The organism is Streptomyces sp. NPDC126499, from assembly GCF_040302485.1.
In the GTDB taxonomy this organism is placed as follows: Bacteria; Actinomycetota; Actinomycetes; order Streptomycetales; family Streptomycetaceae; genus Streptomyces.
Genome location: NZ_JBEOUO010000024.1, coordinates 76801 through 98295 on the forward strand (window position 1 = coordinate 76801; position 21495 = coordinate 98295).

The 21495-nt window shown below is 71.7% G+C and carries 26 protein-coding genes and 1 pseudogene; 7 read left to right on the forward strand and 20 right to left on the reverse strand.

The annotated features are described in order from the left end of the window. Positions 1-130 precede the first annotated feature (130 nt). Both ABTZ91_RS28220 and ABTZ91_RS28225 read right to left on the reverse strand, forming a co-directional pair. Entirely contained in the window at positions 131-343 is a 213-nt protein-coding gene (locus ABTZ91_RS28220; RefSeq protein WP_345485378.1) for a hypothetical protein, read from the reverse strand. Positions 344-736: 393 nt separating this feature from the next. Beyond that, positions 737-1018 carry an acylphosphatase gene (locus tag ABTZ91_RS28225; protein ID WP_352080038.1) on the reverse strand — a complete coding sequence of 94 codons (282 nt, stop codon included), beginning with the start codon at positions 1016-1018 and terminating at the stop codon, positions 737-739. A gap of 73 nt (positions 1019-1091) precedes the next feature. Here ABTZ91_RS28225 and ABTZ91_RS28230 point away from each other — a divergent pair, with 73 nt between their 5' ends. Continuing rightward, positions 1092-2036, forward strand: a complete 945-nt coding sequence (locus ABTZ91_RS28230) for a CAP domain-containing protein (RefSeq protein WP_407078041.1) — start codon at positions 1092-1094, stop codon at positions 2034-2036. Between the two features lie 71 nt (positions 2037-2107). Here ABTZ91_RS28230 and ABTZ91_RS28235 read toward each other — a convergent pair whose 3' ends face one another. Further along, the gene (locus tag ABTZ91_RS28235) at positions 2108-2692 is read right to left on the reverse strand and encodes a flavodoxin family protein (protein WP_352080040.1); all 585 of its coding nucleotides are present in this window, start codon (positions 2690-2692) and stop codon (positions 2108-2110) included. Between the two features lie 132 nt (positions 2693-2824). Here ABTZ91_RS28235 and ABTZ91_RS28240 point away from each other — a divergent pair, with 132 nt between their 5' ends. Next, complete coding sequence (locus tag ABTZ91_RS28240; RefSeq protein WP_352080041.1) at positions 2825-3211, forward strand: helix-turn-helix domain-containing protein; 387 nt, start codon at positions 2825-2827, stop codon at positions 3209-3211. A gap of 33 nt (positions 3212-3244) precedes the next feature. On the opposite strand, the gene mutM is transcribed toward ABTZ91_RS28240, so the two are convergent. The 9 genes and pseudogenes from mutM to ABTZ91_RS28285 form a co-directional block, all read right to left on the reverse strand. Next, complete coding sequence (gene mutM / locus ABTZ91_RS28245) at positions 3245-4132, reverse strand: bifunctional DNA-formamidopyrimidine glycosylase/DNA-(apurinic or apyrimidinic site) lyase (RefSeq protein ID WP_352080042.1); 888 nt, start codon at positions 4130-4132, stop codon at positions 3245-3247. A gap of 118 nt (positions 4133-4250) precedes the next feature. Beyond that, the gene (gene rnc, locus ABTZ91_RS28250) at positions 4251-5069 is read right to left on the reverse strand and encodes a ribonuclease III (protein WP_352080043.1); all 819 of its coding nucleotides are present in this window, start codon (positions 5067-5069) and stop codon (positions 4251-4253) included. A gap of 19 nt (positions 5070-5088) precedes the next feature. Continuing rightward, positions 5089-5262 (reverse strand): 50S ribosomal protein L32, encoded by a 174-nt coding sequence (gene rpmF, locus ABTZ91_RS28255; RefSeq protein WP_030496967.1) that lies wholly within the window; start codon positions 5260-5262, stop codon positions 5089-5091. 2 nt (positions 5263-5264) lie between these two features. Beyond that, positions 5265-5975, reverse strand: a complete 711-nt coding sequence (locus tag ABTZ91_RS28260) for a DUF177 domain-containing protein (protein WP_352080044.1) — start codon at positions 5973-5975, stop codon at positions 5265-5267. Positions 5976-6067: 92 nt separating this feature from the next. Further along, a complete protein-coding gene (locus tag ABTZ91_RS28265; RefSeq protein WP_352080045.1) occupies positions 6068-7111 on the reverse strand; it encodes an ATP synthase F0 subunit B in 1044 nt (347 codons plus the stop codon). A gap of 110 nt (positions 7112-7221) precedes the next feature. Continuing rightward, complete coding sequence (gene coaD / locus ABTZ91_RS28270) at positions 7222-7701, reverse strand: pantetheine-phosphate adenylyltransferase (RefSeq protein ID WP_352080065.1); 480 nt, start codon at positions 7699-7701, stop codon at positions 7222-7224. Between the two features lie 26 nt (positions 7702-7727). Further along, positions 7728-8321 (reverse strand): annotated as a pseudogene (rsmD, locus tag ABTZ91_RS28275) (16S rRNA (guanine(966)-N(2))-methyltransferase RsmD); the annotation flags it as partial. Between the two features lie 55 nt (positions 8322-8376). Continuing rightward, positions 8377-10590 carry an ATP-dependent DNA helicase RecG gene (gene recG / locus ABTZ91_RS28280; protein ID WP_352080046.1) on the reverse strand — a complete coding sequence of 738 codons (2214 nt, stop codon included), beginning with the start codon at positions 10588-10590 and terminating at the stop codon, positions 8377-8379. Positions 10591-10641: 51 nt separating this feature from the next. After that, a complete protein-coding gene (locus tag ABTZ91_RS28285; protein ID WP_352080047.1) occupies positions 10642-12261 on the reverse strand; it encodes a DAK2 domain-containing protein in 1620 nt (539 codons plus the stop codon). 235 nt (positions 12262-12496) lie between these two features. Here ABTZ91_RS28285 and rpmB point away from each other — a divergent pair, with 235 nt between their 5' ends. After that, positions 12497-12682: a 50S ribosomal protein L28 gene (rpmB, locus tag ABTZ91_RS28290; RefSeq protein ID WP_003957616.1), complete on the forward strand. Its 186-nt coding sequence runs from the start codon at positions 12497-12499 to the stop codon at positions 12680-12682. Between the two features lie 144 nt (positions 12683-12826). On the opposite strand, the gene thiD is transcribed toward rpmB, so the two are convergent. Both thiD and ABTZ91_RS28300 read right to left on the reverse strand, forming a co-directional pair. Continuing rightward, positions 12827-13645, reverse strand: coding sequence for a bifunctional hydroxymethylpyrimidine kinase/phosphomethylpyrimidine kinase (gene thiD / locus ABTZ91_RS28295; protein WP_352080048.1), 819 nt, complete (start codon positions 13643-13645; stop codon positions 12827-12829). Then, the gene (locus tag ABTZ91_RS28300) at positions 13642-14604 is read right to left on the reverse strand and encodes a thiamine-phosphate kinase (RefSeq protein ID WP_352080049.1); all 963 of its coding nucleotides are present in this window, start codon (positions 14602-14604) and stop codon (positions 13642-13644) included. Before ABTZ91_RS28300 ends, thiD begins: the two co-directional genes overlap by 4 nt. Positions 14605-14837: 233 nt before the next feature. Here ABTZ91_RS28300 and ABTZ91_RS28305 point away from each other — a divergent pair, with 233 nt between their 5' ends. Then, positions 14838-15071: an Lrp/AsnC family transcriptional regulator gene (locus ABTZ91_RS28305; RefSeq protein WP_046905450.1), complete on the forward strand. Its 234-nt coding sequence runs from the start codon at positions 14838-14840 to the stop codon at positions 15069-15071. Positions 15072-15094: 23 nt separating this feature from the next. Continuing rightward, positions 15095-15589 (forward strand): DUF3515 domain-containing protein, encoded by a 495-nt coding sequence (locus ABTZ91_RS28310; protein WP_352080066.1) that lies wholly within the window; start codon positions 15095-15097, stop codon positions 15587-15589. A 40-nt stretch (positions 15590-15629) separates the two neighbouring features. Here the strand turns inward: ABTZ91_RS28310 and ABTZ91_RS28315 are convergent, their stop codons facing one another. From ABTZ91_RS28315 to ABTZ91_RS28325, 3 genes are all read right to left on the reverse strand, one after another. Next, positions 15630-16769 carry a D-alanine--D-alanine ligase family protein gene (locus tag ABTZ91_RS28315; RefSeq protein WP_352080050.1) on the reverse strand — a complete coding sequence of 380 codons (1140 nt, stop codon included), beginning with the start codon at positions 16767-16769 and terminating at the stop codon, positions 15630-15632. Between the two features lie 78 nt (positions 16770-16847). Next, positions 16848-17798, reverse strand: a complete 951-nt coding sequence (locus ABTZ91_RS28320) for an NAD(P)H-dependent glycerol-3-phosphate dehydrogenase (RefSeq protein WP_407078043.1) — start codon at positions 17796-17798, stop codon at positions 16848-16850. A 47-nt stretch (positions 17799-17845) separates the two neighbouring features. Beyond that, the gene (locus ABTZ91_RS28325) at positions 17846-18646 is read right to left on the reverse strand and encodes a lysophospholipid acyltransferase family protein (protein ID WP_352080052.1); all 801 of its coding nucleotides are present in this window, start codon (positions 18644-18646) and stop codon (positions 17846-17848) included. A 124-nt stretch (positions 18647-18770) separates the two neighbouring features. Here ABTZ91_RS28325 and cofC point away from each other — a divergent pair, with 124 nt between their 5' ends. After that, the gene (gene cofC / locus ABTZ91_RS28330) at positions 18771-19442 is read left to right on the forward strand and encodes a 2-phospho-L-lactate guanylyltransferase (RefSeq protein ID WP_352080053.1); all 672 of its coding nucleotides are present in this window, start codon (positions 18771-18773) and stop codon (positions 19440-19442) included. A 10-nt stretch (positions 19443-19452) separates the two neighbouring features. After that, complete coding sequence (locus ABTZ91_RS28335) at positions 19453-19656, forward strand: hypothetical protein (RefSeq protein ID WP_352080054.1); 204 nt, start codon at positions 19453-19455, stop codon at positions 19654-19656. A gap of 84 nt (positions 19657-19740) precedes the next feature. On the opposite strand, the gene ABTZ91_RS28340 is transcribed toward ABTZ91_RS28335, so the two are convergent. The 3 genes from ABTZ91_RS28340 to leuD all read right to left on the reverse strand — a co-directional run bounded on the left by ABTZ91_RS28340 (position 19741) and on the right by leuD (position 21493). Further along, positions 19741-20424 (reverse strand): HU family DNA-binding protein, encoded by a 684-nt coding sequence (locus ABTZ91_RS28340; RefSeq protein WP_352080055.1) that lies wholly within the window; start codon positions 20422-20424, stop codon positions 19741-19743. 143 nt (positions 20425-20567) lie between these two features. Then, complete coding sequence (locus ABTZ91_RS28345; RefSeq protein WP_260227783.1) at positions 20568-20795, reverse strand: hypothetical protein; 228 nt, start codon at positions 20793-20795, stop codon at positions 20568-20570. A 104-nt stretch (positions 20796-20899) separates the two neighbouring features. Further along, positions 20900-21493: a 3-isopropylmalate dehydratase small subunit gene (gene leuD / locus ABTZ91_RS28350; protein ID WP_352080056.1), complete on the reverse strand. Its 594-nt coding sequence runs from the start codon at positions 21491-21493 to the stop codon at positions 20900-20902. Between the last annotated feature and the right edge of the window lie 2 nt (positions 21494-21495).

Genomic DNA, 21495 nt, shown 5'->3' on the forward strand with positions numbered 1-21495 from the left:
TGGCCCGGGAAGCGGGCCGGGAAAGAGCCCGGGAAGAGGGGGCCAAGAAAGAAGGGACGCCGAAGCGTCCCTTGCATATCCAGCTGTGCCGGCGAATGTGTTTCTCACCTGGCCCCTCGGGGCTGAGACCTCAGGTGAGCGCAGGCTCCGCCTTGGTGACGTCGAGATCGATGCTGTCCAGCAGCGAGTCTCCCTGCTGAGCGGCGGCGGTCAGCGCGTCGTTCTCGGACTGGATCCGAACAAGCTCGGACTCGAGGTCCTGGACGCGCTGCTGAAGCCGTCGCATCTCGGCGAGGAGTCGCGGGTCGGAGCCGCCGACGTAACCGAGAAGCGCCTTTGCCATGATGGATGGTCCTCCACAATGAGTGACCGACCGATGCGGTGTGGGTCGTGAGGGATTCGCACCCGCGGTGCTCGACCGTGCTCTTTGTCGTGCCCGTTCTCACGCTCGAACAGCTAAGGTGCGCGGGGCTTCCAGAGTCTCACCAAAAAGTTTGACGGTCAACACGATCACGCCCGTCATCGCGGGCTCACCGGGGGGTCCGCGGCCGTACGCAGGACGGCGGCGCCTCGCAACTCGGTGCCCGGGGGGCGTAGAGATCATCCTTCCTCGCGGAGCCTGGCACGGCAAGTGCTTCTTGGCAATCACCAGGCTTTTTCCACTTCGCGAACTGTTCGTCGAACGTCCGCCCGAGGCCGGTTCCGGTCACCGGGCGGAGCGGGCACGAGGAGATCGTCAGCGGATGGAGAAGGTGTCGTAGACGCCGCGCGGGGTGTCCCAGATCTCAGTGACTCCATCGACCCGGCCGGGCGTGTCGTCGGAGCGGAGCCAGTCGAGGAGACGGTGGCAATTCTCACGCGGCCCCTCGGCCACCACCTGGACCCGGCCGTCGTCGAGGTTCAGGGCGAAGCCGACGAGCCCCCCGATCTCCAGCGCGTTTGCCCTGGTGAACCAGCGGAAGCCCACTCCCTGTACCCGGCCGCGCACCCAGGCGGTCATCCGTACGTCGTCGTTCATGGCTGCACGCTAACGGGCGAATTACGGAAGGGGCACGTCGGCCCGGCGTGTCATGGCGTACAGTCCCGACGGAATGGGGCTCACCCGTTTGGCCGCGCCCCGCTCGACAGCATCCACAGCAGCAAAGACAGCAAAGATCGTCAGGGAGGCGGAGGAGATGGGACGTCATCGCGGCGCACGACGTGGCGCACCCGTGCGCACCGGGCTGCTCGGTGTCTCCGCGGCGGTCGCGGTCGGCGCGATCGGCGTGGCCGCGGGTCTGCTGCCGGGCGGCGACACGTTCACGATCGGGAGCAGCGCGACCGGTGAGCAGCGCACCGAGGCGCAGCAGGCCCCGAGCCTGACGACGCAGGGCGGCTCCTCGGCATCCCCGGCCGCTCCGGGCACCGGCGCCCCCAGGGCCGCGTCCCCGTCGACGGTCCCCTCGCCGAAGCCCTCGGCATCGAAGCCCGCCGCGACGAAGGCGAAGCCTTCCTCCCCGCCCTCGTCCGAGCCCGCCCCGAAGCCGGCCCCCAAGGTCACCAAGACCACGAGGACGCCGGCGGCCGAGCTCCCGCGGGCGGCCCGTCCGACCGAGGCTCCGACCGCCAAGGCCCCCGTCTCCTCCCCCTCCGCCGTCACCCGCTCCCTGAGCAGCCGGGCGACGGCCGCCGAGGCGGAGGTCGTGCGGCTGGTGAACGTCGAGCGTGCCCAGGTCGGCTGCGGCCCGGTGCGCTCCGACTCGGGTCTCGCGGCCCTGGCCGGCGCCTTCAGCGCGGACATGGCCGCCCGGGACTTCTTCCACCACATCGACCCCGACGGCGCCACCCCGTGGAGCCGGGCCGCGAAGGCCGGCATCACCAACCTGGGAGCCGAGAACATCGCCCGCGGACAGGTCGACGCGGCCGCGGTGATGAAGTCCTGGATGGCGAGCGACGGCCACCGCGCCAACATCCTGAACTGCGACTACAAGGAGCTCGGCGTGGGCGTCCACTTCGCCGAGGGCGGCCCGTGGTGGACGCAGGACTTCGGTTTCTGAGCTCCCCTCGTACGTGAGCGAAGGGCCCCGTCACCGGATCGGTGACGGGGCCCTTCGGCTTGCCCGAGCGATCAGGCGGCGGCCTTGCCGCGGGCGAACGTGCGGGCGGTCTCGGCGACGCGGCGGCCGAGGTGCTCGGCGGTGGCGATGTCGGCCTTGTGGACGCCCTCGGGACCGAGGTCGGCCGGGGTCTGGGCGCCGGCTCCGGAGAAGAAGCCGAGGCGGTTGAGGTCGTTCTCGGAGGCCTCGCTGGTGTTCCAGCCCGGCTTCAGGCCGAGGTTGACCCAGGTCATGCCGTGCTGGCCGGCGAGGGTCTGGAAGAACTGCAGGGTGTGCAGCTTGTCGCCGCTCTTGGAGCCGGAGTTGGTGAAACCGGCGGCCAGCTTGTCCAGCCAGGCGTCGGCGAACCAGCGCTTCGAGGTGGCCTCGGCGAACTGGTGGAAGGCGCCGGACGCGGTGCCCATGTAGGTGGGCGAGCCGAAGACGATCGCGTCGGAGGCGTCGAGGAGCTCCCACTGGGCGTCGGTGATCTCGTCGACCTTGATCAGGTGGACGGTGGCACCGGCGTCGGCGGCGCCGTCCCGGACGGCCTCGGCGAGGACGGCGGTGTGGCCGTAGCCGGAGTGGTACGCGATGGAGACGACGGGCGTGGTCATGGAAGGGCTCCTCGGCGATGTGATGGAACGGCAGGGGGAACGCCCAGAAGTAGAGCACTAACTTTTGGAAAGTGCAACCCATTGGTTAGCGCTACCCGTCGCACAGCGCTGTACGGGAGTATGGTGGAGAGCATGACCGACGACCTCGCCTACAACGTGTTCGCGAAGGACTGCCCCTCGCGCGGCACGCTGGAGCACGTGACCGGCCGATGGGGCAGCCTGACCCTGGGCGCGCTCCACGAAGGCTCGTTCCGCTTCAACGAGCTGCGGCGCAGGGTCGACGGCGTGAGCGAGAAGATGCTGTCCCAGACGCTGCACGCCCTGGAGCGCGACGGCCTCGTGCACCGCGAGGCCCAGCCCACCAATCCCCCGCGCGTGGACTACCGGCTCACGCCGCTGGGCGCGGAGGTCGCCGAGCGGCTGCTCGGTCTGATCCACCTGGTGGAGGGCCGCATGGACCAGGTCCTCGCCGCCCGGGAGGCATACGACGCGGAGCGCACGGCCGTCGTCACGCCGTAACCCCGTCAGGCGGTAAGGCCGCGCCGGGACCGCTCAGGCGGCCCGCGTCGCCCCGGCCGGGGCGCGCGGCGGGCGCTGGCAGCGCGGGCAGTAGTAGCTGGAGCGGTTCATCCAGGGGCGCCGGCGCATCGGCGTGCCGCAGCGGCGGCAGGGCTCGCCCTCCCGCCCGTAGGCGTCGAGCGACCGGTCGAAGTAGCCGGACTCGCCGTTCACGTTCACGTACAGCGCGTCGAAGCTGGTGCCGCCGGCCGCGAGCGCCGCGTTCATCACGTCCCGTATGTGCCCGAGCAGCTCGGCCGAGCGCGGCCGGGTCAGGGTGGCGGTCGGCCGGTCGTAGTGCAGTCGCGCCCGCCACAGCGCCTCGTCGGCGTAGATGTTGCCGACGCCGCTGATCAGCGACTGGTCGAGCAGCGCCCGCTTGATCGTCGTACGCCGCAGCCGCAGCGCGCTCTGGAAGGCGGCGTCGTCGAAGGCGGGGTCGAGCGGATCGCGGGCGATGTGCGCGATGACGTCCGGGAGCCCGTCGGTGCTCTCCGGGGCCGTGTCGTGCAGGGAAAGGCCGCCGAAGGTCCGCTGGTCGACGAAGCGCAGCTCGGTGCCGGCGAGGTCGGCGAAGCGGATCCGGATCCGCAGGTGCTTCTCGTCGGCCGCGCCCTCGGGCTGCACCAGGAGCTGGCCGCTCATGCCGAGGTGCCCGAGCACGGAGGCGCCGGCGTCCGCCAGCGGCAGCCACAGATACTTGCCGCGCCGCTGCGCCACCCCGAAGCGGTGCCCCTTCAGCCGGGCGGCGAAGTCCGCCGCGCCCTCCGGATGGCGGCGCACGGCCCGCGGGTGCAGGACCTCCACGTCGGCGACGGTCCGCCCCGCGACCCATCGCTCAAGACCGCGTCGTACGACCTCGACCTCGGGCAGCTCGGGCACGGGACTCCTCCGGATGACGTTCGGCGGGTGATGCCCGCAGCCTACAACCGCCGGGGTGCGCCCCGGCATGACGATGCCCCCGTCCCTGGAGAGGGCGGGGGCACCGGGAAGCGAAAGGTCAGGCCGTGGCCTGGTCCCTGGCGGAAGAGGGGTCGGCGGCCTCTTCCCCGTCGCCCGCGACGGCGGTGTCGACCGCGTGCTCGACGGCGGCCTTGGCCGCCGCCACGCGCTCGTCCGCGGCCGCGCGAATCGCGCGCCACGCGGATTCCGCCGCCTGCTGCTCCGCTTCCTTCTTGCTGCGGCCGGTGCCGGTGCCGTACGAGACACCACCGACGCGGGCGGCAGCAGTGAAGGTCTTCTCGTGGTCCGGACCCTCCTCGCTGACGAGGTACTCCGGAACACCCAGACCCTCGGCCGCGGTCAGCTCCTGGAGACTGGTCTTCCAGTCCAGGCCCGCACCGAGGTTCGAGGACTTCTCGATCAGCGGGTCGAAGAGCCGGTGCACCAGCTCGGACGCCGCGTCGAGGCCCTGGTCGAGATAGACCGCGCCGATCACCGCTTCAAGGGTGTCGGCGAGGATGGACGCCTTGTCCCGGCCGCCCGTGCCTTCCTCGCCCCGGCCGAGCCGGATGAAGGAGCCGAGGTCGAGGCCGCGGCCCACCTCCGCCAGCGCACGCGAGTTGACCACCGCGGCCCGCAGCTTGGCCAGCTGGCCTTCGGGCAGGTCGGGGTGGGTGCGGTACAGCGTGTCCGTGACCACCAGGCCGAGCACGGAGTCCCCGAGGAACTCCAGCCGCTCGTTGGTGGGCAGACCGCCGTTCTCGTACGCGTAGGAACGGTGGGTGAGCGCACGCACCAGAAGGGCGGACTCGAGCTGATACCCGAGCCGCCCTTCCAGAAGCGTGTGGGACGAGGCTGAACTGACGTGGTCAGACATCGTGCCTCTCACCAGCCCCTCAGACCGAGAGGACCTGGCGCTTGTTGTAGGTGCCGCAGCTCGGGCACGCGATGTGCTGCTGCTTCGGCTCCTGGCAACGCTCACACGAAACCAGGGTGGGGACCGCAGCCTTCCACTGCGACCGGCGGTGGCGCGTGTTGCTGCGCGACATCTTCCGCTTCGGAACAGCCACGGCTACTTCTCCTGCTTCTCGTCGACACCGGATGCGGCATCGCTCATGTTGTCCTTCTCGTCGGTTCCCAGCGAACCGGCGAGTCCCTGCAGTGCCGCCCAACGTGCGTCGACGGCGTCATGGTGGTGGTCCGGGTCGTCGTTCAGGTTGGCTCCGCACTCGGAGCACAGACCCGCACAGTCCTCCCGGCACACCGGCTGCATCGGCAGTGCGAGCACCACCGCATCACGCAGCACGGGTTCGAGGTCGAACATGCCGTCCTCGAGGGGGATCATGTCCTCGTCGTCCTCGGCTTCGTCGTCCGCGGCCGCCTTCGAGCGGCCCCGGTCGTCGGAGTCGGGGTACGAGAACATCTCCTGGAAGTCCGCGTCGACATCAAGCTCGACGGGCTCCAGACACCTTACGCACTCCCCCTCGGCCGATGCACGGGCGGTGCCTGTGACAAGCACCCCTTCCATGACCGACTCGAGACGGAGCTCGATCTCCACCGGGGCGCCCTCGGGCACCGCGATGACGTCGGCGATCCCCAGGTCGACCGGGGCGTCGACCGTGCGGGAGAGCCGCTGCATGGCACCAGGACGCCGCCCCAGCTCGTGCGTGTCGAACACGAGGGGGTTGCGATGGTCGAGGCGCGTGCTCAGGGCTCTTCCTGCTTTCGGATCGTTCACGACGTGGGGGCTGCCGTACGCATCGCCAGTCGAAGCGGGCAGCATGGATCGCGGACATAGCGCGACCGAACAGCCAGGATACTGGACGCTTCGCTCACAGCCCAATCCGGGCTGCCTCGCTCACCGCCCGGTCCGGGCTAGTGGCCCTGTTCGTACCGGCGCAGCTGGTCCAGGTCGATCATGCTCGTGTCGAAGAAGCTGGTCTCGTCGAGCGAGGCGGCCGGCTGGGGCTGGTGCTGCGGCTGCGGCGGGGCGGCCTGCGGCTGTTCGTAGCCGTACTGCGGCTGGTACCCGTAGGGGTCGGCCTGCGGCTGCTGGTAGGCGTAGGGGTCCTGGACCGGCTGTTGGTAGGCGTACGGGTCCTGGACGGGCTGCTGGTAGGCGTACGGGTCGTGCTGCGGCTGCGGCGGGGCGGCCTGCTGCTGCGCCGGGATCTGTACGGGCTCGGGGTCGGCCAGCTCCGCGAGACCGGCCAGGTAGTCGGCGTCGCTGGTGTGCGGCGTCCCCGGGCCGGCCGCGTCCTGCGCGGCCATGTGCTCGCCGAGGGCGTCGCTGGCGATCCGGCCGTGCAGCTTCTGGCGGCCGCGGCCAACCGCCTCCAGGGTCTTGCTCAGCACGGCCTCGAAGGCACCTAGCTTGGTGTCGACGTAGGCGTCGGCGCGCTGGATCAGGGTCTGCGGGTCGGCGCTGTACTCGGGCGCGTCCTCGTCGGCGTACCCGTCGGCGTCCAGGCCCGGGCCGCGGCCGAGCAGCTTCTCGCGGCCCCGGTCGACGGAGGCGATGGTCTTGCCGAGGACCACCTCGAAGTTCGCCAGCTTGGAGTCGACGTAGTCGTCGGCCTCGGCGCGGATCTCCTCCGCCTCCCGGCGGGCCTCGGCGAGGATGCGCTCGGCCTCGTCCTGGGACTGGCGGGCGACCTGGGTGTCGGAGATCAGCGAGCCGCGCTCGGCGTGGGCGGCCTCGATGATCCGCTCGGCCTCCCGGCGGGCCTGCTCGACCATCTGCTCACGCCCGCCGAGCAGCTCCTGGGCCTGGGCCAGGGAGCCCGGCAGGGCCTCGCGGACCTCTTCGAGCAGGGCGAGCAGCTCGGCCCGGTTGACCACGCAGGACGCCGACATGGGCATGGAGCGGGCGTTCCTGACCGTCGCGACGATCTCGTCGAGCTTCTTCTGCACGTCCACCGGTGCTCGCCACTCTCTACAGCTGGTTTGGAGACGGACGGGACGACTGTAAGGCCAGTCGGGCCCCGTCCGGGACCTGGTGACGGAGCGTCAGGGACGGTGGCCGGGGGTCACCGCTCGCGCAGGCGCTCGGTGAGCCGGGCGAGCACCGCGGGCGGCACCAGGTGGGAGACGTCGCCGCCCCAGGCCGCGACCTCCTTGACCAGGGAGGAGGACAGGAAGCTGTAGGTCGGGTTGGTGGGCACGAACAGGGTCTCGACGCCCGAGAGCCCGTTGTTCATCTGGGCCATCTGGAGCTCGTAGTCGAAGTCGCTGACCGCCCTGAGGCCCTTGACGATGGCGGGGATGTCGCGCTGCTTGCAGAAGTCGACGAGCAGGCCGTGGAAGGACTCCACCTCGACGTTGCCGAAGTCGGCGGTGACCTCGCGGATGAGCTCGATCCGCTCGTCGACGGAGAAGAGGCCCTTCTTCGACTGGTTGATCATCACCGCGACGTGCACGACGTCGTACAGCTTGGAGGCGCGGGCGATGATGTCGAGGTGTCCATTGGTGATGGGGTCGAATGACCCCGGACAGACGGCGCGGCGCAACTTGGGTCCCTCGCTCTCCGGTCCGGTCATCGTGCGTCTTCGCACGTAGAGGCGGCGCGACCGTACCAAAACGTTCCCTCGCCGTAGCGACGGGACCGCAGTGGTGCGAAGCCGTCCGGCCAGCGGAACTCCCCGCCCCGGGTGCTGCGCTCCACGGTGACGAGGGCATCCTCGCCGATCCAGCCCCCCGAGCGCAGTGTGAGGAGGATCTCGCGGAGATCGTCGTCCGAGACGGCGTACGGCGGGTCGAGGAAGACCAGGTCGTACGGCTCGGCCGGAGCCGGTCCGGTGACGATCTGCTCGGCCTTGCCGGTGCGCAGCTCGGCGCCGGGCAGGCCGAGGGAGCGGATGTTCTCCCGTACGGTCCGCGCGGCGCGCGGGTCGGCCTCGACGAGCAGGGCGTGGGAGGCGCCGCGGGACAGCGCCTCCAGGCCGACGGCTCCCGAGCCCGCGTAGAGGTCGGCGACGCGCGCGCCGGCCAGGCCGTGGAACGACTCCCAGGTGGAGAAGAGGCCTTCCCGCGCCCGGTCGGAGGTGGGGCGGGTGCCGTTGCCCGGCGGTACGGCGAGTCGGCGTCCGCCGGCGGTGCCGGCGATCACGCGGGTCATGTGGGTTCCTCGTCCTCGTGGGCGTCTGCCTGGGCAACAGCTTAGGGCGGAGTCCGGCGCGGCGGGGTCAGCCCTTGTCCAGGTACTCCTCCCGGTCCTTGTCCAGGAGCGCGTCGAGGGCGGTGCGCAGCTCGGGGTGGGCGGTGAGGTCGGGGTCGGCGAGGACGAGGGCGGTGGCCTCCTCGCGGGCGGCGGTGATGACCTCCTCGTCCTCGATGACGGTGAGCATCCGCAGCGAGGAGCGGACGCCGGACTGGGCCTGGCCGAGGACGTCGCCCTCGCGGCGCTGTTCGAGGTCGATGCGGGAGAGCTCGAAGCCGTCGAGGGTGGCGGCGACGGCGCCGAGGCGCCGGCGGGCGGGGCTCGCCTCGGGCATCTCGGTGACGAGCAGGCACAGGCCGGGGGCGGAGCCGCGGCCGACGCGGCCGCGGAGCTGGTGGAGCTGGGAGACGCCGAAGCGGTCCGCGTCCATGATCACCATGGCGGTGGCGTTGGGGACGTTGACGCCGACCTCGATGACGGTGGTGGCGACGAGCACGTCGGCCTGGCCGGCGGCGAAGCGGCGCATGACGTCGTCCTTGTCGTCGGGGTGCATGCGGCCGTGCAGCACCTCGACGCGGAGTCCGGCGAGCGGTCCGGCGCGCAGCTGCTCGGCGACGTCGAGGACGGCGAGCGGCGGCCGCTTCTCGGCGTCGTCCTCGGGGCTCGCCTTCCGCTTCTGCTTCTGGTCCTCCTCGTCGCCGATGCGGGGACAGACCACGTACGCCTGGTGGCCGGCCTCGACCTCCTCGCGGACCCGCTCCCAGGCGCGGGCGAGGAAGTGCGGCTTGTCGGCGGCGGGGACGACATGGCTGGCGATGGGCGAGCGGCCGGCGGGGAGCTGGTCGAGGACGGAGGTCTCCAGGTCGCCGAAGACGGTCATGGCCACCGTACGGGGAATGGGGGTGGCGGTCATGACGAGCAGGTGCGGGGGTTGTCTGCCCTTGCCTCGAAGGGCGTCGCGCTGCTCCACGCCGAAGCGGTGCTGTTCGTCGACGACGACCAGGCCGAGGTCGTGGAACTGCACCTTGTCCTCGATGAGCGCGTGGGTGCCGATGACGACGCCGGCCTCGCCGCTGACCAGGTCGAGCAGGGCCTGGCGGCGGGCGGCGGTGCCCATGGAGCCGGTGAGCAGGACGACCTTGGTGGCGTGTTCGGCGCCGCCGAGCATGCCCCCTTCGGCGAGCTCGCCCATCATCTCGGTGACCGAGCGGTGGTGCTGCTGGGCGAGGACCTCGGTGGGGGCGAGCATGGCGGCCTGTCCGCCGGCGTCGACGACGGCGAGCATGGCGCGCAGGGCGACCAGCGTCTTGCCGGAACCGACCTCGCCCTGGAGGAGGCGGTGCATGGGGTGTTCGGTGGCGAGGTCGTCGAAGATCTCCTGGGAGACCTTCCGCTGGCCCTCGGTGAGGGTGAAGGGGAGCTTGGCGTCGAAGGCGGTGAGCAGTCCGTCGGGGGCGGGGCGGCGGGCGACGGCGGGCAGCTGGGTGTCGGCGTGCCGGCGGCGGGCGAGGGCGACCTGGAGGACGAAGGCCTCGTCCCACTTGAGGCGGTCGCGGGCGTCGGCGATGTCGGCCTTGGTACGGGGCCGGTGGATCTTGGTGAGGGCGTCGGCGAGGTCGGTGAGGCCGCGGCCCTCGCGCAGGGCGGGCGGCAGCGGGTCGACGAGCCCTTCCCAGCCGGTGGCCGCCATGGAGTCGAGGGCGATGGCGACGGACTGCTCGATGGTCCAGGACTCGATCTGCTTGCAGGCCGGGTAGATCGGCAGCAGTTCGCTCGCGAAGGCCTTGACGGTGTCGGTGCCGCTGTCGGCGTCGAGGAGCTTGTACTCGGGGTGGGCGAGCTGGAGCTTGCGGTTGAAGACGCCGACCTTGCCGGCGAACATCGCGCGGCGGCCGGGGAGCAGCTCCTTCTGGTGGAAGTGGACGGTGCGGCCGAAGAAGACCAGCTGCATCCGGCCGCTGCCGTCGGTGACGGTCACCTCCAGGCGCTGTCCCTTGCCGCGGCCGCCCTTGTTGAAGGTGTGCACGCGCGCGTCGGCGACCTGGGCGACGACGGTGACGTGCTCGTCGAGCGGCAGATCGGCGAGGGCGGTGAGCTCGCCGCGCTCCGCGTACCGCCGGGGGTAGTGGTGGAGCAGGTCACCGACCGTGTGCAGGTCCATGTGCTCGGCCATCACCTTGGCGGTGGCGGCGCCGAGCAGCTTCTTGAGGGGTTCGTCGAGCGAAGGCACGCGATCCATTGCACACCACGGCAGTGACATGCGTCCCGCAGGCGGGGACGCCGGTCGCGGCTACTCCACCCCGATCAGCAGCGGCGGTGCCCCCTCGCCCGCGTCGTAGACGGTGGTGTCGACCGCCAAGTACGTGGCGCGGACGTGCTGTTCGAGCGTCGGCGCCAGGTCCTGCGGTGTGTCGGAGGAGACGATGAGGGTGACGAGTTCGCCGCCGGCGGAGAGCATGCGGTCGAGGACGGTGACGGCGGTGGCGGTGAGGTCGCGGCCGATGACGGCGACGTCGCCCTCGATGAGGCCGAGGACGTCACCGGCCTGGCAGACGCCCGCGGAGGTGAAGGACTGGCGTTCGGCGACGGCCAGTTCGGCGTAGCGGGTGGCGCCGGCCGCGGCGGTCATGGCGACGACGTCCTCGTCGAAGCGGCGGGCCGGTTCGTGGACGGCGAGGGCGGCGATGCCCTGGACGGCGGCGCGGGTCGGGATGAGGGCGACGCGGATGCCCTCGGCCCTGACCTGTTCGGCGGCCGCGGCGGCGACCCGGCGCAGTTCGGTGTCGTTGGGGAGGAGCACGACCTCGTGGGCGTGGGCGCGGCGGATCGCCTCGGCGAGTTCGGCGCCGGTCGGGGGTTCCCCGGGGCGGGCGACCAGCGTGGTGGCGCCGGCCTCGGCGCACAGTCCGGCGAGGCCCTCGCCGGGCAGGACGGCGACGACGGCGCGTCCGGCGGGCCCGGGCAGGTCGAAGTGGGTGATGCGGATGCGGTACGGGCGTCCCGCCTCGACGCCGGCCTCGACGGCCGCGCCGGCGTCGTCGACGTGGACGTGGACGTTCCACAGCCCGTCGCCGCCGACGACGACCAGGGACTCGCCCAGTTCGTCGAGGCGGGCCCGGAGCCGGTCGACGGCGGCGTCATCGGCCTCCAGGAGGTAGATCACCTCGTAGGCGGGGCCGGCGGCGGGCCCGTCGGCGCCCTCGCAGTCGGCGAGGTCCGTGAGGTCGGTGAGGCCGGCGGTCGGCACCGGCCGGGGGTGCGCCGGCGCCGCGGGGCGGGCGGGCGCCTCGCCGGACAGGGCTTCGACGAGCGCTCCGAGCACGGCCACCAGACCACGTCCACCGGCGTCCACGACCCCGGCGCGGCGGAGCACGGCCAGTTGTCCGGGGGTGGCGTCCAGGGCCTTGCGCGCCCCCTCGTAGGCCGCTGAGGCCACCGTCACGAGGTCCCGGCCCCCCTCGCAGGCGCGGGCGGCGGCGTCGGCGACGGTGAGGAGGGTGCCCTCGACGGGGTGGGCGACGGCCCGGCGGGCCGCTTCGGCGGCGCTCGCGAAGGCGCGGGCGAGGTGATCCCCGTCACCGCCCGCGGCGAGGACGCCGGCCATGCCCCGCAGCAGCTGGGAGAGGATGGTGCCGGAGTTGCCGCAGGCGCCGAGGAGGGCGCCCTGGGCCATGGCCCGTATGGCCTCGGCGATGTCGGGAGGGCCGCCGGCCGCACCGGTGAAGGTCTCGTCCACGGCCCGGGCCGCCGATTCCACCGTCAGATAGAGATTGGTGCCGGTGTCGCCGTCCGCGACGGGATAGACGTTGATCGCGTCGATGTCCTCGCGCTCCCTGCCGAGCGCCTCCAGCGCCCCACGGCACCAGGATCGGACCGCCTCGGCGTCGAGGGTCTGCGGTGCTCGCGGCAACGGGTGGTCCTCCTGTGCTCTGCGGTGGGCTCACCGCAGGGTAGACCCGCATCGGACCGGGGCCCGGGGCGGGGGCCGTCCGGACCGTGGTAGTTTCGTTCCACGGAAGCAGTCGTTGTATGCTGCTTCGGTTGCCCGGCACCGTCGGGCCATTCCCCCGGCAAACCACTTCAGATCCCTGATCCGATCCGGTGCGCCGGATTTCACTGTAAATCTGAAGTCTTTGGAGTGACCCGTGGCTGCCAACTGCGACGTCTGCGGCAAGGGGCCGGGCTTCGGCAACAACATTTCGCACTCGCACCGCCGTACGTCTCGTCGCTGGAACCCGAACATCCAGCGCGTGCGTGCCGTGGTCGGTCGGACGCCGAAGCGGCTCAACGTCTGCACCTCGTGCATCAAGGCCGGCAAGGTCTCGCGCTAACCGCGACGTTTTGTCGTAGCGCAGCCCTGCGGTTGCCTTGAGAGGCCGGTTCACCTCGGTGAACCGGCCTTTTGCCATGTCCGGGGACATGTCCGGGGGCATCCCCCGGGGCCTGCCCGGGGACGCGCCCGCCGACCGGGCGGGCTAGCCCCGGAAGGACCAGCCGTGGTCGACGGGGCCGATGCCCCCGCCGAGCGCGAAGCCCGCCGCGAGGGCGCCCGTGACGTACGCCTTCGCCTCCCTTACGGCCTCCGGCACCGCCAGGCCCTTCGCCAGGTGCGAGGCGACCGCCGAGGCGAGCGTGCAGCCCGTGCCGTGGGTGTGGCGGTTGTCGTGGCGGGGGGCGTACAGCCAGTGCTCCTGCGAGCCGTCGGTGAGCAGGTCCACGACCTCGGCGGCGTCACCGGGCAGGTGGCCGCCCTTGATCAGCGCCCAGCGCGGCCCGTACGCCAGGATCGCCTCGGCCGCGCGCCGCATCCCGGTCTCGTCCTCCACCACCAGGCCCGTGAGCTGCGTCACCTCGTCCAGGTTGGGGGTGGCGACGGTCGCGACGGGCAGCAGCTTGGTGCGGACGGAGTCGAGCGCGGAGGCGGCGAGCAGCGGGTCGCCGTGCTTGGAGACGCCGACGGGGTCGACGACGGCCGGGGCGTCCGTGCCGGCCAGCAGCTCCGCCACCGTCTCCACCAGCGCGGCGGAGGAGAGCATGCCGGTCTTGACGGCCTGGACGCCGATGTCGTCGACGACCGCCCGGTACTGGGCCCGTACCGCCTCCTCGGGCAGTTCCCAGGCGCCGTGGACGCCCAGGGAGTTCTGGGCGGTGACGGCGGTGAGCACGCTCATGCCGTGGACGCCGAGGGCGAGCATGGTCTTGAGGTCGGCCTGGATGCCGGCGCCGCCGCCGGAGTCGGACCCGGCGACGGTGAGGACCAGCGGCGGGTGCTGCGCGTGCGGGGCGGCGCTCACTCGGTCGCCCCGAAGTGGTCCCAGCCGCCCTTGCTGTGCCAGGGCGCGCCGTCGACGGTGACCTGGGGCAGCGCGGAGGGGTTGAGGACCTCGCCGATGACCTTCCAGCGGGCGGGCAGCTTCACGTCGGGCGGGAAGGTGGCGACGATCGCGTGGTCCTCTCCCCCGGTCAGGACCCACTGGAGCGGGTCGACGCCGACGGCCTGGCCGATGTCGTTCATCTGGGTCGGGATGTCGATGAGGCCGGAGCGCAGGTCGATGCGGACCTTGCTGGCCTCGGCGATGTGCCCGAGGTCGGCGATGAGGCCGTCGCTGACGTCGCACATGGCGGTGGCGCCGAGTCCGGCGGCCGCGGGGCCCGCGTGGTAGGGCGGCTCGGGGCGGCGATGGGCCTCGACGAAGGCGCGCGGGGAGCGGAAGCCGCGGGACAGCACCGCGTAGCCGGCGGCGGACCAGCCGAGCCAGCCGGTGTAGGCGACGACGTCGCCGGGCTGGGCGCCGCCGCGGGTGACCGGGTCGTGGTTGCGCAGGTCGCCGAGGGCGGTGATGGAGACCGTGATGGTGTCGCCGCGGACGACGTCGCCGCCGACCACGGCGGCGCCCGCGACCTGGCATTCGTCGCGGAGCCCGTCCATGAGTTCGGTGGGCCAGGTGACGGGCAGTTCGGCGGGGACGACGAGGCCGAGCAGGAGCGCGGTGGGGACGGCGCCCATGGCGGCGATGTCGGCGAGGTTCTGTGCCGCGGCCTTGCGGCCGACGTCGTACGCCGTCGACCAGTCGCGGCGGAAGTGGCGTCCTTCGAGCAGGATGTCCGTGCTGGCCACCACCCGCCGGTCAGGGGCGGAGACGACCGCGGCGTCGTCGCCGGGCCCGATCCGCACCGCGGGGGTGGAGGTGAGCCGGGAGGTGAGCTCCCTGATGAGCCCGAACTCGCCCAGCTCTCCGACTGTGCCCTTCACCGCGATTCACCTCGTGTCGTCGTGCCGGCCGCCGCGCCGCTCCGCTGCTCCTCGCCGTGCGGGTCGCGGGCCGTCACCGTGCCGGATACCGTCAAGTAGACCGTCAACTTCTCATCTGTGTACGCCACACCCCGGGCGCCTCCGATCACGGAGGTCTCCCCGCGGCCCGCGGCGACGCGGTACCGTGGCGTCTCTTTCTCCCACAAGATCCTCGTGGCCGCCCTGGAGGTTCCGTGGTACAGGCGTACATCCTTATTCAGACCGAGGTGGGCAAGGCGTCGACCGTCGCCGAGACCATCGCCAAGATCCCGGGGGTGATCCAGGCGGAGGACGTGACGGGTCCGTACGACGTGATCGTGCGTGCCGAGGCCGACACCGTGGACGCGCTGGGCCGCATGGTGGTCGCCAAGGTCCAGCAAGTGGAAGGCATCACGCGCACCCTCACCTGCCCGGTCGTGCATATCTAGCCCCCGTCTACCCTTGGCCGGTGATGTCTTCCCACCGGCCTTTCGGCCTGCCCGCTTCCGCCGCCTCGGCCGTGCTGCTGCTGGCCGTCGCGGGCTGTTCCTCTCCGGACGCGAAGGCGTCGGTCCCGGTTCCCCGTCCTCCGGCGGCCGAGGCCGCCTTCTGCCGTGCCCTCGCGAAGGAGCTGCCCGGCACCGTGGCGGGTCTGGAGCGGACCGGCACCGAGCCGGAGTCCGAGCTGACCGCCGCGTGGGGGGATGCGGCGATCGTACTGCGCTGCGGGGTCCCGCGGCCCGAAAAGATGAGCGATCCCCAGGCGCTGGGCGTCGTCGCCGACGGTGTGCGCTGGCTCCTGGAGCAGCGGGAGGGCGACGGCCCCCGCTTCACCACGACGTACCGCAAGGCGTACGTCGAGGTGACGCTCGACGAGCGGTACGCGCACGACATCGGCCCGCTGACGGACCTCGCGGCCCCCGTGGACCGGGCCGTGCCGTGCGCCCTGGAACCGGAGTGCGGCTAGGGAGAGGTCCCGGGGCCGCCCTCCGGTCCGTCGGACCGTCCTAGCGCAGGCCCGTGGAGCGGCGCAGCGCGGCCTGGATGAGCCGGTCGACGAGCTCCGGGTAGCTGACGCCGCTCTCCTGCCACATGCGCGGGTACATGGAGATGGGCGTGAAGCCGGGCATCGTGTTGACCTCGTTGATGACGAAGTCGCCGTCCTCGGTGAGGAAGAAGTCGGCGCGCACCAGGCCCTCGCAGGAGATGGCCTCGTAGGCGGCGACGGCGAGGCGCTGGACCTCGGCGGTGGCCTCGTCGCCGATCGGCGCGGGCACGATGCCGGAGGCCGAGTCGATGTACTTGGCCTCGAAGTCGTAGAAGTCGTGGTCGGTGACGGGCGGGATCTCGGCCGGCACGCTGGCGCGGGGGCCGTCCTCGAACTCCAGGACGCCGCACTCGATCTCGCGGCCGCGCACCAGCGCCTCGACGATGATCTTCGGGTCGTGGCGGCGGGCCTCCTCGACGGCCTCGTCGAGGCCGGAGAGGTCGTCGACCTTGGTGATGCCCACGGAGGAGCCGCCGCGGGCCGGCTTCACGAAGAGCGGCCAGCCGTGGTCGGCGGCGAACTCCACGATCTTCTTGCGGGCGGCGGCCGGGTTCTGCTCCCACTCGCGGGGCCGGATCACCTCGTACGGGCCGACGGGCAGGCCGTACGAGACGAAGATCCGCTTCATGTACTCCTTGTCCTGGCCGACGGCGGAGGCGAGGACGCCCGCGCCGACGTAGGGGACGCCGGAGAGCTCCAGGAGGCCCTGGAGGGTGCCGTCCTCGCCGTAGGGGCCGTGCAGGACGGGGAAGACGACGTCGACCTCGCCGAGAGCCCTCGGCACGGAGCCGGGCTCGGTGTGGACGACCTCGCGGCTGGCCGGGTCGACGGAGAGGACCACGCCGCCGCTCTCGGACTCGGCGAGGTCGCTGACGTTCGGCAGGGTGCGGTCGGCGATGGCCATCCGCTCCGGCGCGTCGGCGGTCAGCGCCCAGCGCCCGTCGGTGGTGATGCCGATGGGCAGCACGTCGTACGTGTCCCGGTCGATGGCCCCGAGGACGGCACCGGCGGTGACGACGGAAATGGCGTGCTCGGAGCTGCGTCCGCCGAAGACGACGGCCACGCGCGGCTTGCGGGGGCTCTGGGTGTTCTCGCTCATATCGCGATGAGGGTACCTTGCGACGTCCGAACTGCTGAGCGCCCCGCGCGTTCCGCGCGCGTCCGGGTCAGTGGCGGGTCACCGGCGTTCCGGCTTGGCGCTGCGCGACATCAGCTCCTTGAGGGCGACGATCGGCGGCTTGCCGTCGTGGACGATCGACACGACCGTCTCGGTGATGGGCATGTCGACGCCGTGCCGGCGGGCCAGATCGAGCACCGACTCGCAGGACTTGACGCCCTCGGCGGTCTGCTTGGTGACCGCGATGGTCTCCTCCAGGCTCATCCCGCGGCCCAGGTTGGTGCCGAAGGTGTTGTTCCGGGAGAGCGGCGAGGAGCAGGTGGCGACGAGGTCGCCGAGGCCCGCGAGGCCGGAGAAGGTCAGCGGGTCGGCGCCCATGGCGAGGCCGAGGCGGGTGGTCTCGGCGAGGCCGCGGGTGATGAGGGTGGCCTTGGAGTTGTCGCCGAGGCCCATGCCGTTGGCGATGCCGACGGCGAGCCCGATGACGTTCTTGACCGCTCCGCCGAGTTCGCAGCCGACGACGTCGGTGTTGGTGTACGGGCGGAAGTACGGGGTGATGCAGGCGGCCTGGAGCCGCTGGGCGACCGACTCGTCGGCGCAGGCGACGACGGCGGCGGCGGGCTGCCGGGCGGCGATCTCCTTGGCCAGGTTGGGGCCGGTGAGGACGGCGACGCGGTCGGCGGGGACGTCGGCGACCTCCTGGATGACCTCGCTCATCCGCTTGGCGCTGCCGAGTTCGATGCCCTTCATCAGGGAGACGAGCACGGTGCCGGGGGCGAGGTCGGGCACCCAGGCCGCGAGGTTCTCGCGCAGGGTCTGGGAGGGCACGACGAGGACGGTGAAGTCGGCGTCGCGGGCGGCCTCGGCCGGGTCGGCGGTGGCCGTGATGCCCTTGGGGAGTTCGACGCCGGGGAGGTAGTCGGGGTTGACGCCGGTGGTGTTGATGGCGTCGGCGAGGGCGGGGCGGCGGCCCCAGAGGCTGACCTCGCAGCCCGCGTCGGCGAGCACCATGGCGAAGGCGGTGCCCCAGGATCCGTTGCCGAAGACGGCTGCCTTGGTCACTTCTCGCCCTCTCCGGTCCTGCTGCCGTTCCCGGCCTTGCTGCCGTTTCCGGCCCTGCTCTGCGCGGCCTTGCGGCGCTGTTCGAGGCGGGCCCTGCGGTGGTCGTAGGGCTCGGCCGGGGCCTTCTCGCCGCGGATCTCCTCCAGGAGCCGGGTGATGGCGGCCATGATCTCCTCGGTGGCCGCGCGCAGCACGTCGGGCGTCGGCTCGACGTCGTAGAAGCGGGAGAGGTCGACCGGCGGACCGGCCTGCACGATCAGGGTCTTGCGCGGCCAGAGCCGGAGCTTGTTCTCCTTGGCGTACGGCGGCATCGCGAGGTTGGCGCCCCACTGGGCGACCGGGATGACGGGCACCTTGGTGAGCAGGGCGACGCGGGCGGCGCCGGTCTTGCCGGCCATCGGCCACATGTCGGGGTCGCGGGTCAGGGTGCCCTCGGGGTAGAAGGCGACGCACTCGCCGCGCTCGATGGCGTCGACGGCGGACCGGAAGGCGTCGAGGGCGTCGGTGGTCTCGCGGTAGACGGGGATCTGGCCGGTGCCGCGGAGGATGGCGCCGACGAAGGAGCCCTTGAAGAGGGCGGCCTTGGCCAGGAAGCGGGGGACGCGCCCGGTGTTGTACTGGTAGTGCGCGTAGGACAGGGGGTCCAGGTACGAGTTGTGGTTGACCGCGGTGATGAAGCCGCCCTCGGCCGGGATGTGCTCCGTTCCGCGCCAGTCCCGCTTGAACAGCACCACCAGTGGGGGTTTGGCGATGACCGCCGCCAGGCGGTACCAGAAGCCGATTCTGCGGCGGGACACTCGGACACCTTTCTCCGGACTGGTTCGCAGGGGGTCAAGTGTCGCCCGCTGCTCCTGGCCTGTCGAGGACACCGTACGCCCCGGGGCTCGGGCGCTTCGCGCGGGCGGGACAGAATAGGGCGCGATGACGACCTACGCCGATCAGAACGCCGTCGGGGCCGCGGACGACGGGTGGTCCCTGGTGGTGCCCCTGAAGCCGTTGGCGCGGGCGAAGAGCCGACTGGGCCCGGCCGTGGGGGGCCTGCTGCGGGGCCGCCTGGCGCTGGCCTTCGCCGAGGACACGGTGGCGGCGGCGCTGGCCAGCCCGGGAGTGCGGGATGTGGCGGTGATCACGGACGACCCGGCCGCCGGTGCGGCCCTTTCGGCGCTCGGGGCGCGGATCGTGCCCGACGTCCCGGGTGCGGGGCTCAACGCGGCGCTGGCGCACGGGGCGCGGGTGGTGCGGGCGGCGCGGCCGGCAGCAAGGGTGGCGGCGCTGAACGCGGACCTTCCGGCGCTGCGGCCTGCGGAGCTGGCGCGGGTGCTCGCGGTGGCGGGACAATTCGGGCGGGCATTTCTCGCGGATGCCGCCGAAATAGGTACGACATTCCTCTCGGCCGGGCCGGGGGTGGAATTGGAACCGGCTTTCGGAGGGGCTTCGCGGCGCCGGCATTTGTCGTCGGGGGCGGTGGAAATCCGGCTGGCGGGGGTGGATTCCGTGCGCCGGGACGTGGACACGGGCCAGGACCTGGCGGCGGCGGTGGTGCTGGGCGTGGGGCCGCGGACGGCGGCCCGCTGGCTGCCCGCGGCCGGATAGGCTGCGGTCCATGCAGGCGACCGCGTACACGTACGATCCCGAGACCCGCAGCGGCAGTGTGCTGCTCGACGACGGCACCCCGGTGGAGTTCGGTGCCGAGGCCTTCGAGGCGGGCGGGCTGCTGCGGCTGCGTCCGGGGCAGCGGGTGCGGATCGAGACGGAGGGTTCCGGTTCGGCCCTCCGGATCACGCTGGTGACGCTGCAGACCTTCTAGCCCGGCTCTCGCCGGGTCCCCCACGCGCCGCGGGCCGGGCTCCCCTTCGGGGGAGCCCGGCCCGGCGTGTGTGCTCGGCCGTCGCTACTTCGCGGCGGTCTTCTTCGCGGTGGTCTTGCGCGCCGTCGTCTTCTTGGCGGGCGCCTTCTTCGCGGTGGCCTTCTTCGCCGGCGCGGTCTTCTTGGCGGCGGTCTTCTTGGCCGCGGCGGTGGTGGTCTTCTTGGCCGGAGTGGCCTTCTTGGCGGCGGCCGTGCCGGTCTTCTTGGCCGGAGTGGCCTTCTTGGCGGCGGCCGTGCTGGTCTTCTTGGCCGGGGTCGCCTTCTTCGCGGCGGCCGTGGTGGCCTTCTTGGCCGGGGTCGCCTTCTTCGCGGCGGCCTTCTTGGCGGTGGTGGCCTTCTTGGCCGCGGCCTTCTTCACGGTCGCGGAGGCGCCACCGGAGAGGCTGCCCTTGGGCGCCTTCTTGACGGAGACCTCGCCTCCCTTGGGGAGCTTCTTCGAGCCGCTGACCAGGTCCTTGAAGCCCTGACCCGCACGGAAGCGCGGAACGGAGGTCTTCTTGACCCGGACCCGCTCACCCGTCTGCGGGTTGCGGGCGTAGCGGGCCGGACGGTCGACCTTCTCGAACGAGCCGAAGCCGGTGACCGAGACCCGGTCCCCGCCGACCACGGCACGCACGATGGCGTCGAGCACGTGGTCGACGGCGTCGGCGGCCTGCTGGCGACCGCCCATCTTGTCGGCAATCGCTTCTACGAGCTGCGCCTTGTTCACGTCTTCCCCTTCGGAGACATTGCCGGAACGAAAGTGTTCAAGCTTTTTCGCACGTTAGGCATGTATATACCGCAAATCAAACACGAAACGGTCTAATCACCCTAGTGCCGCAACGCGGAAGTGCCGTTGCGGAGTTCCTGGTGTCAGTCGTCTTCAGGGAATCGGCCCTCGTCGAGGTCCTTCATCAACCGGTCCAGACGCGTTGCCGCGTCCGCGAGATCGTGCTTCGCCGCGGCCGTGACGACCAGCAGCTTCCGGGACAGCGCCATCCTTACGCCCTCCGGGACTTGCAGTTCGCGCACCCTTGTGTGCGCTTCCTTCAATCGGGCGGCGACTGCCTCGTAGAGCTCGAGTTGGCTGTCGCGTTCCATGCACCGATTGTGCCATCTAGGGCGAGTTGTCGCCCGACGGGGTCTCAACAAGCGACTGCGCCCCCCACCGGACGGTGGGGGGCGCAGTACTGGAAAAGCGCTGCTCAGGCGGTAATTGTACGGGGCTTGAAGGACGGGCGGGCGGCCTCGTAGGCGGCGATGTCCGCTTCGTTCTGAAGGGTGAGGCTGATGTCGTCCAGTCCGTTGAGCAGCCGCCAGCGGGCGTTCTCGTCCAGCTCGAAGTCGGCGTCGATCCCGGCCGCGAGGACCTTGCGGGCGTTGAGGTCGACGGTCACCTCGGCGGTGGGGTCGGCCTCGGTCAGCTCCCACAGGGCGTCGACGGTGGCCTGCGGCAGGACGACGGTCAGCAGGCCGTTCTTCAGCGAGTTGCCGCGGAAGATGTCGGCGAAGCGGGAGGAGATGACGGTCTTGAAGCCGTAGTTCTGCAGCGCCCAGACGGCGTGCTCACGGGAGGAGCCGGTGCCGAAGTCGGGGCCGGCGACCAGGACCGTGGCACCCTGCCGTTCGGGGCGGTTGAGGATGAACTCGGGGTCCTTGCGCCAGGCCTCGAACAGGCCGTCCTCGAAGCCGTCGCGGGTGACCTTCTTGAGCCAGTGCGCCGGGATGATCTGGTCGGTGTCGACGTTGCTGCGGCGCAGCGGAACGGCGCGGCCGGTGTGGGTGGTGAAAGCTTCCATGG

Excerpts from the sequence above, each read along its gene's own strand:
- ABTZ91_RS28230 (WP_407078041.1), top strand. The coding sequence starts at position 1,092 with ATGGGGCTCACCCGTTTGGCCGCGCCCCGCTCGACAGCATCCACAGCA.
- ABTZ91_RS28345 (WP_260227783.1), bottom strand. The coding sequence starts at position 20,795 with ATGGAACGCGACAGCCAACTCGAGCTCTACGAGGCAGTCGCCGCCCGA.
- ABTZ91_RS28315 (WP_352080050.1), bottom strand. The coding sequence starts at position 16,769 with ATGAGCGAGAACACCCAGAGCCCCCGCAAGCCGCGCGTGGCCGTCGTC.
- rnc (WP_352080043.1), bottom strand. The coding sequence starts at position 5,069 with ATGTCTGACCACGTCAGTTCAGCCTCGTCCCACACGCTTCTGGAAGGG.
- ABTZ91_RS28260 (WP_352080044.1), bottom strand. The coding sequence starts at position 5,975 with ATGCTGCCCGCTTCGACTGGCGATGCGTACGGCAGCCCCCACGTCGTG.
- ABTZ91_RS28220 (WP_345485378.1), bottom strand. The coding sequence starts at position 343 with ATGGCAAAGGCGCTTCTCGGTTACGTCGGCGGCTCCGACCCGCGACTC.
- ABTZ91_RS28240 (WP_352080041.1), top strand. The coding sequence starts at position 2,825 with ATGACCGACGACCTCGCCTACAACGTGTTCGCGAAGGACTGCCCCTCG.
- ABTZ91_RS28225 (WP_352080038.1), bottom strand. The coding sequence starts at position 1,018 with ATGAACGACGACGTACGGATGACCGCCTGGGTGCGCGGCCGGGTACAG.
- ABTZ91_RS28235 (WP_352080040.1), bottom strand. The coding sequence starts at position 2,692 with ATGACCACGCCCGTCGTCTCCATCGCGTACCACTCCGGCTACGGCCAC.
- cofC (WP_352080053.1), top strand. The coding sequence starts at position 18,771 with ATGACGACCTACGCCGATCAGAACGCCGTCGGGGCCGCGGACGACGGG.
- ABTZ91_RS28320 (WP_407078043.1), bottom strand. The coding sequence starts at position 17,798 with ATGGTGCTCGCCGACGCGGGCTGCGAGGTCAGCCTCTGGGGCCGCCGC.
- ABTZ91_RS28310 (WP_352080066.1), top strand. The coding sequence starts at position 15,095 with ATGTCTTCCCACCGGCCTTTCGGCCTGCCCGCTTCCGCCGCCTCGGCC.
- leuD (WP_352080056.1), bottom strand. The coding sequence starts at position 21,493 with ATGGAAGCTTTCACCACCCACACCGGCCGCGCCGTTCCGCTGCGCCGC.
- recG (WP_352080046.1), bottom strand. The coding sequence starts at position 10,590 with ATGGATCGCGTGCCTTCGCTCGACGAACCCCTCAAGAAGCTGCTCGGC.
- ABTZ91_RS28335 (WP_352080054.1), top strand. The coding sequence starts at position 19,453 with ATGCAGGCGACCGCGTACACGTACGATCCCGAGACCCGCAGCGGCAGT.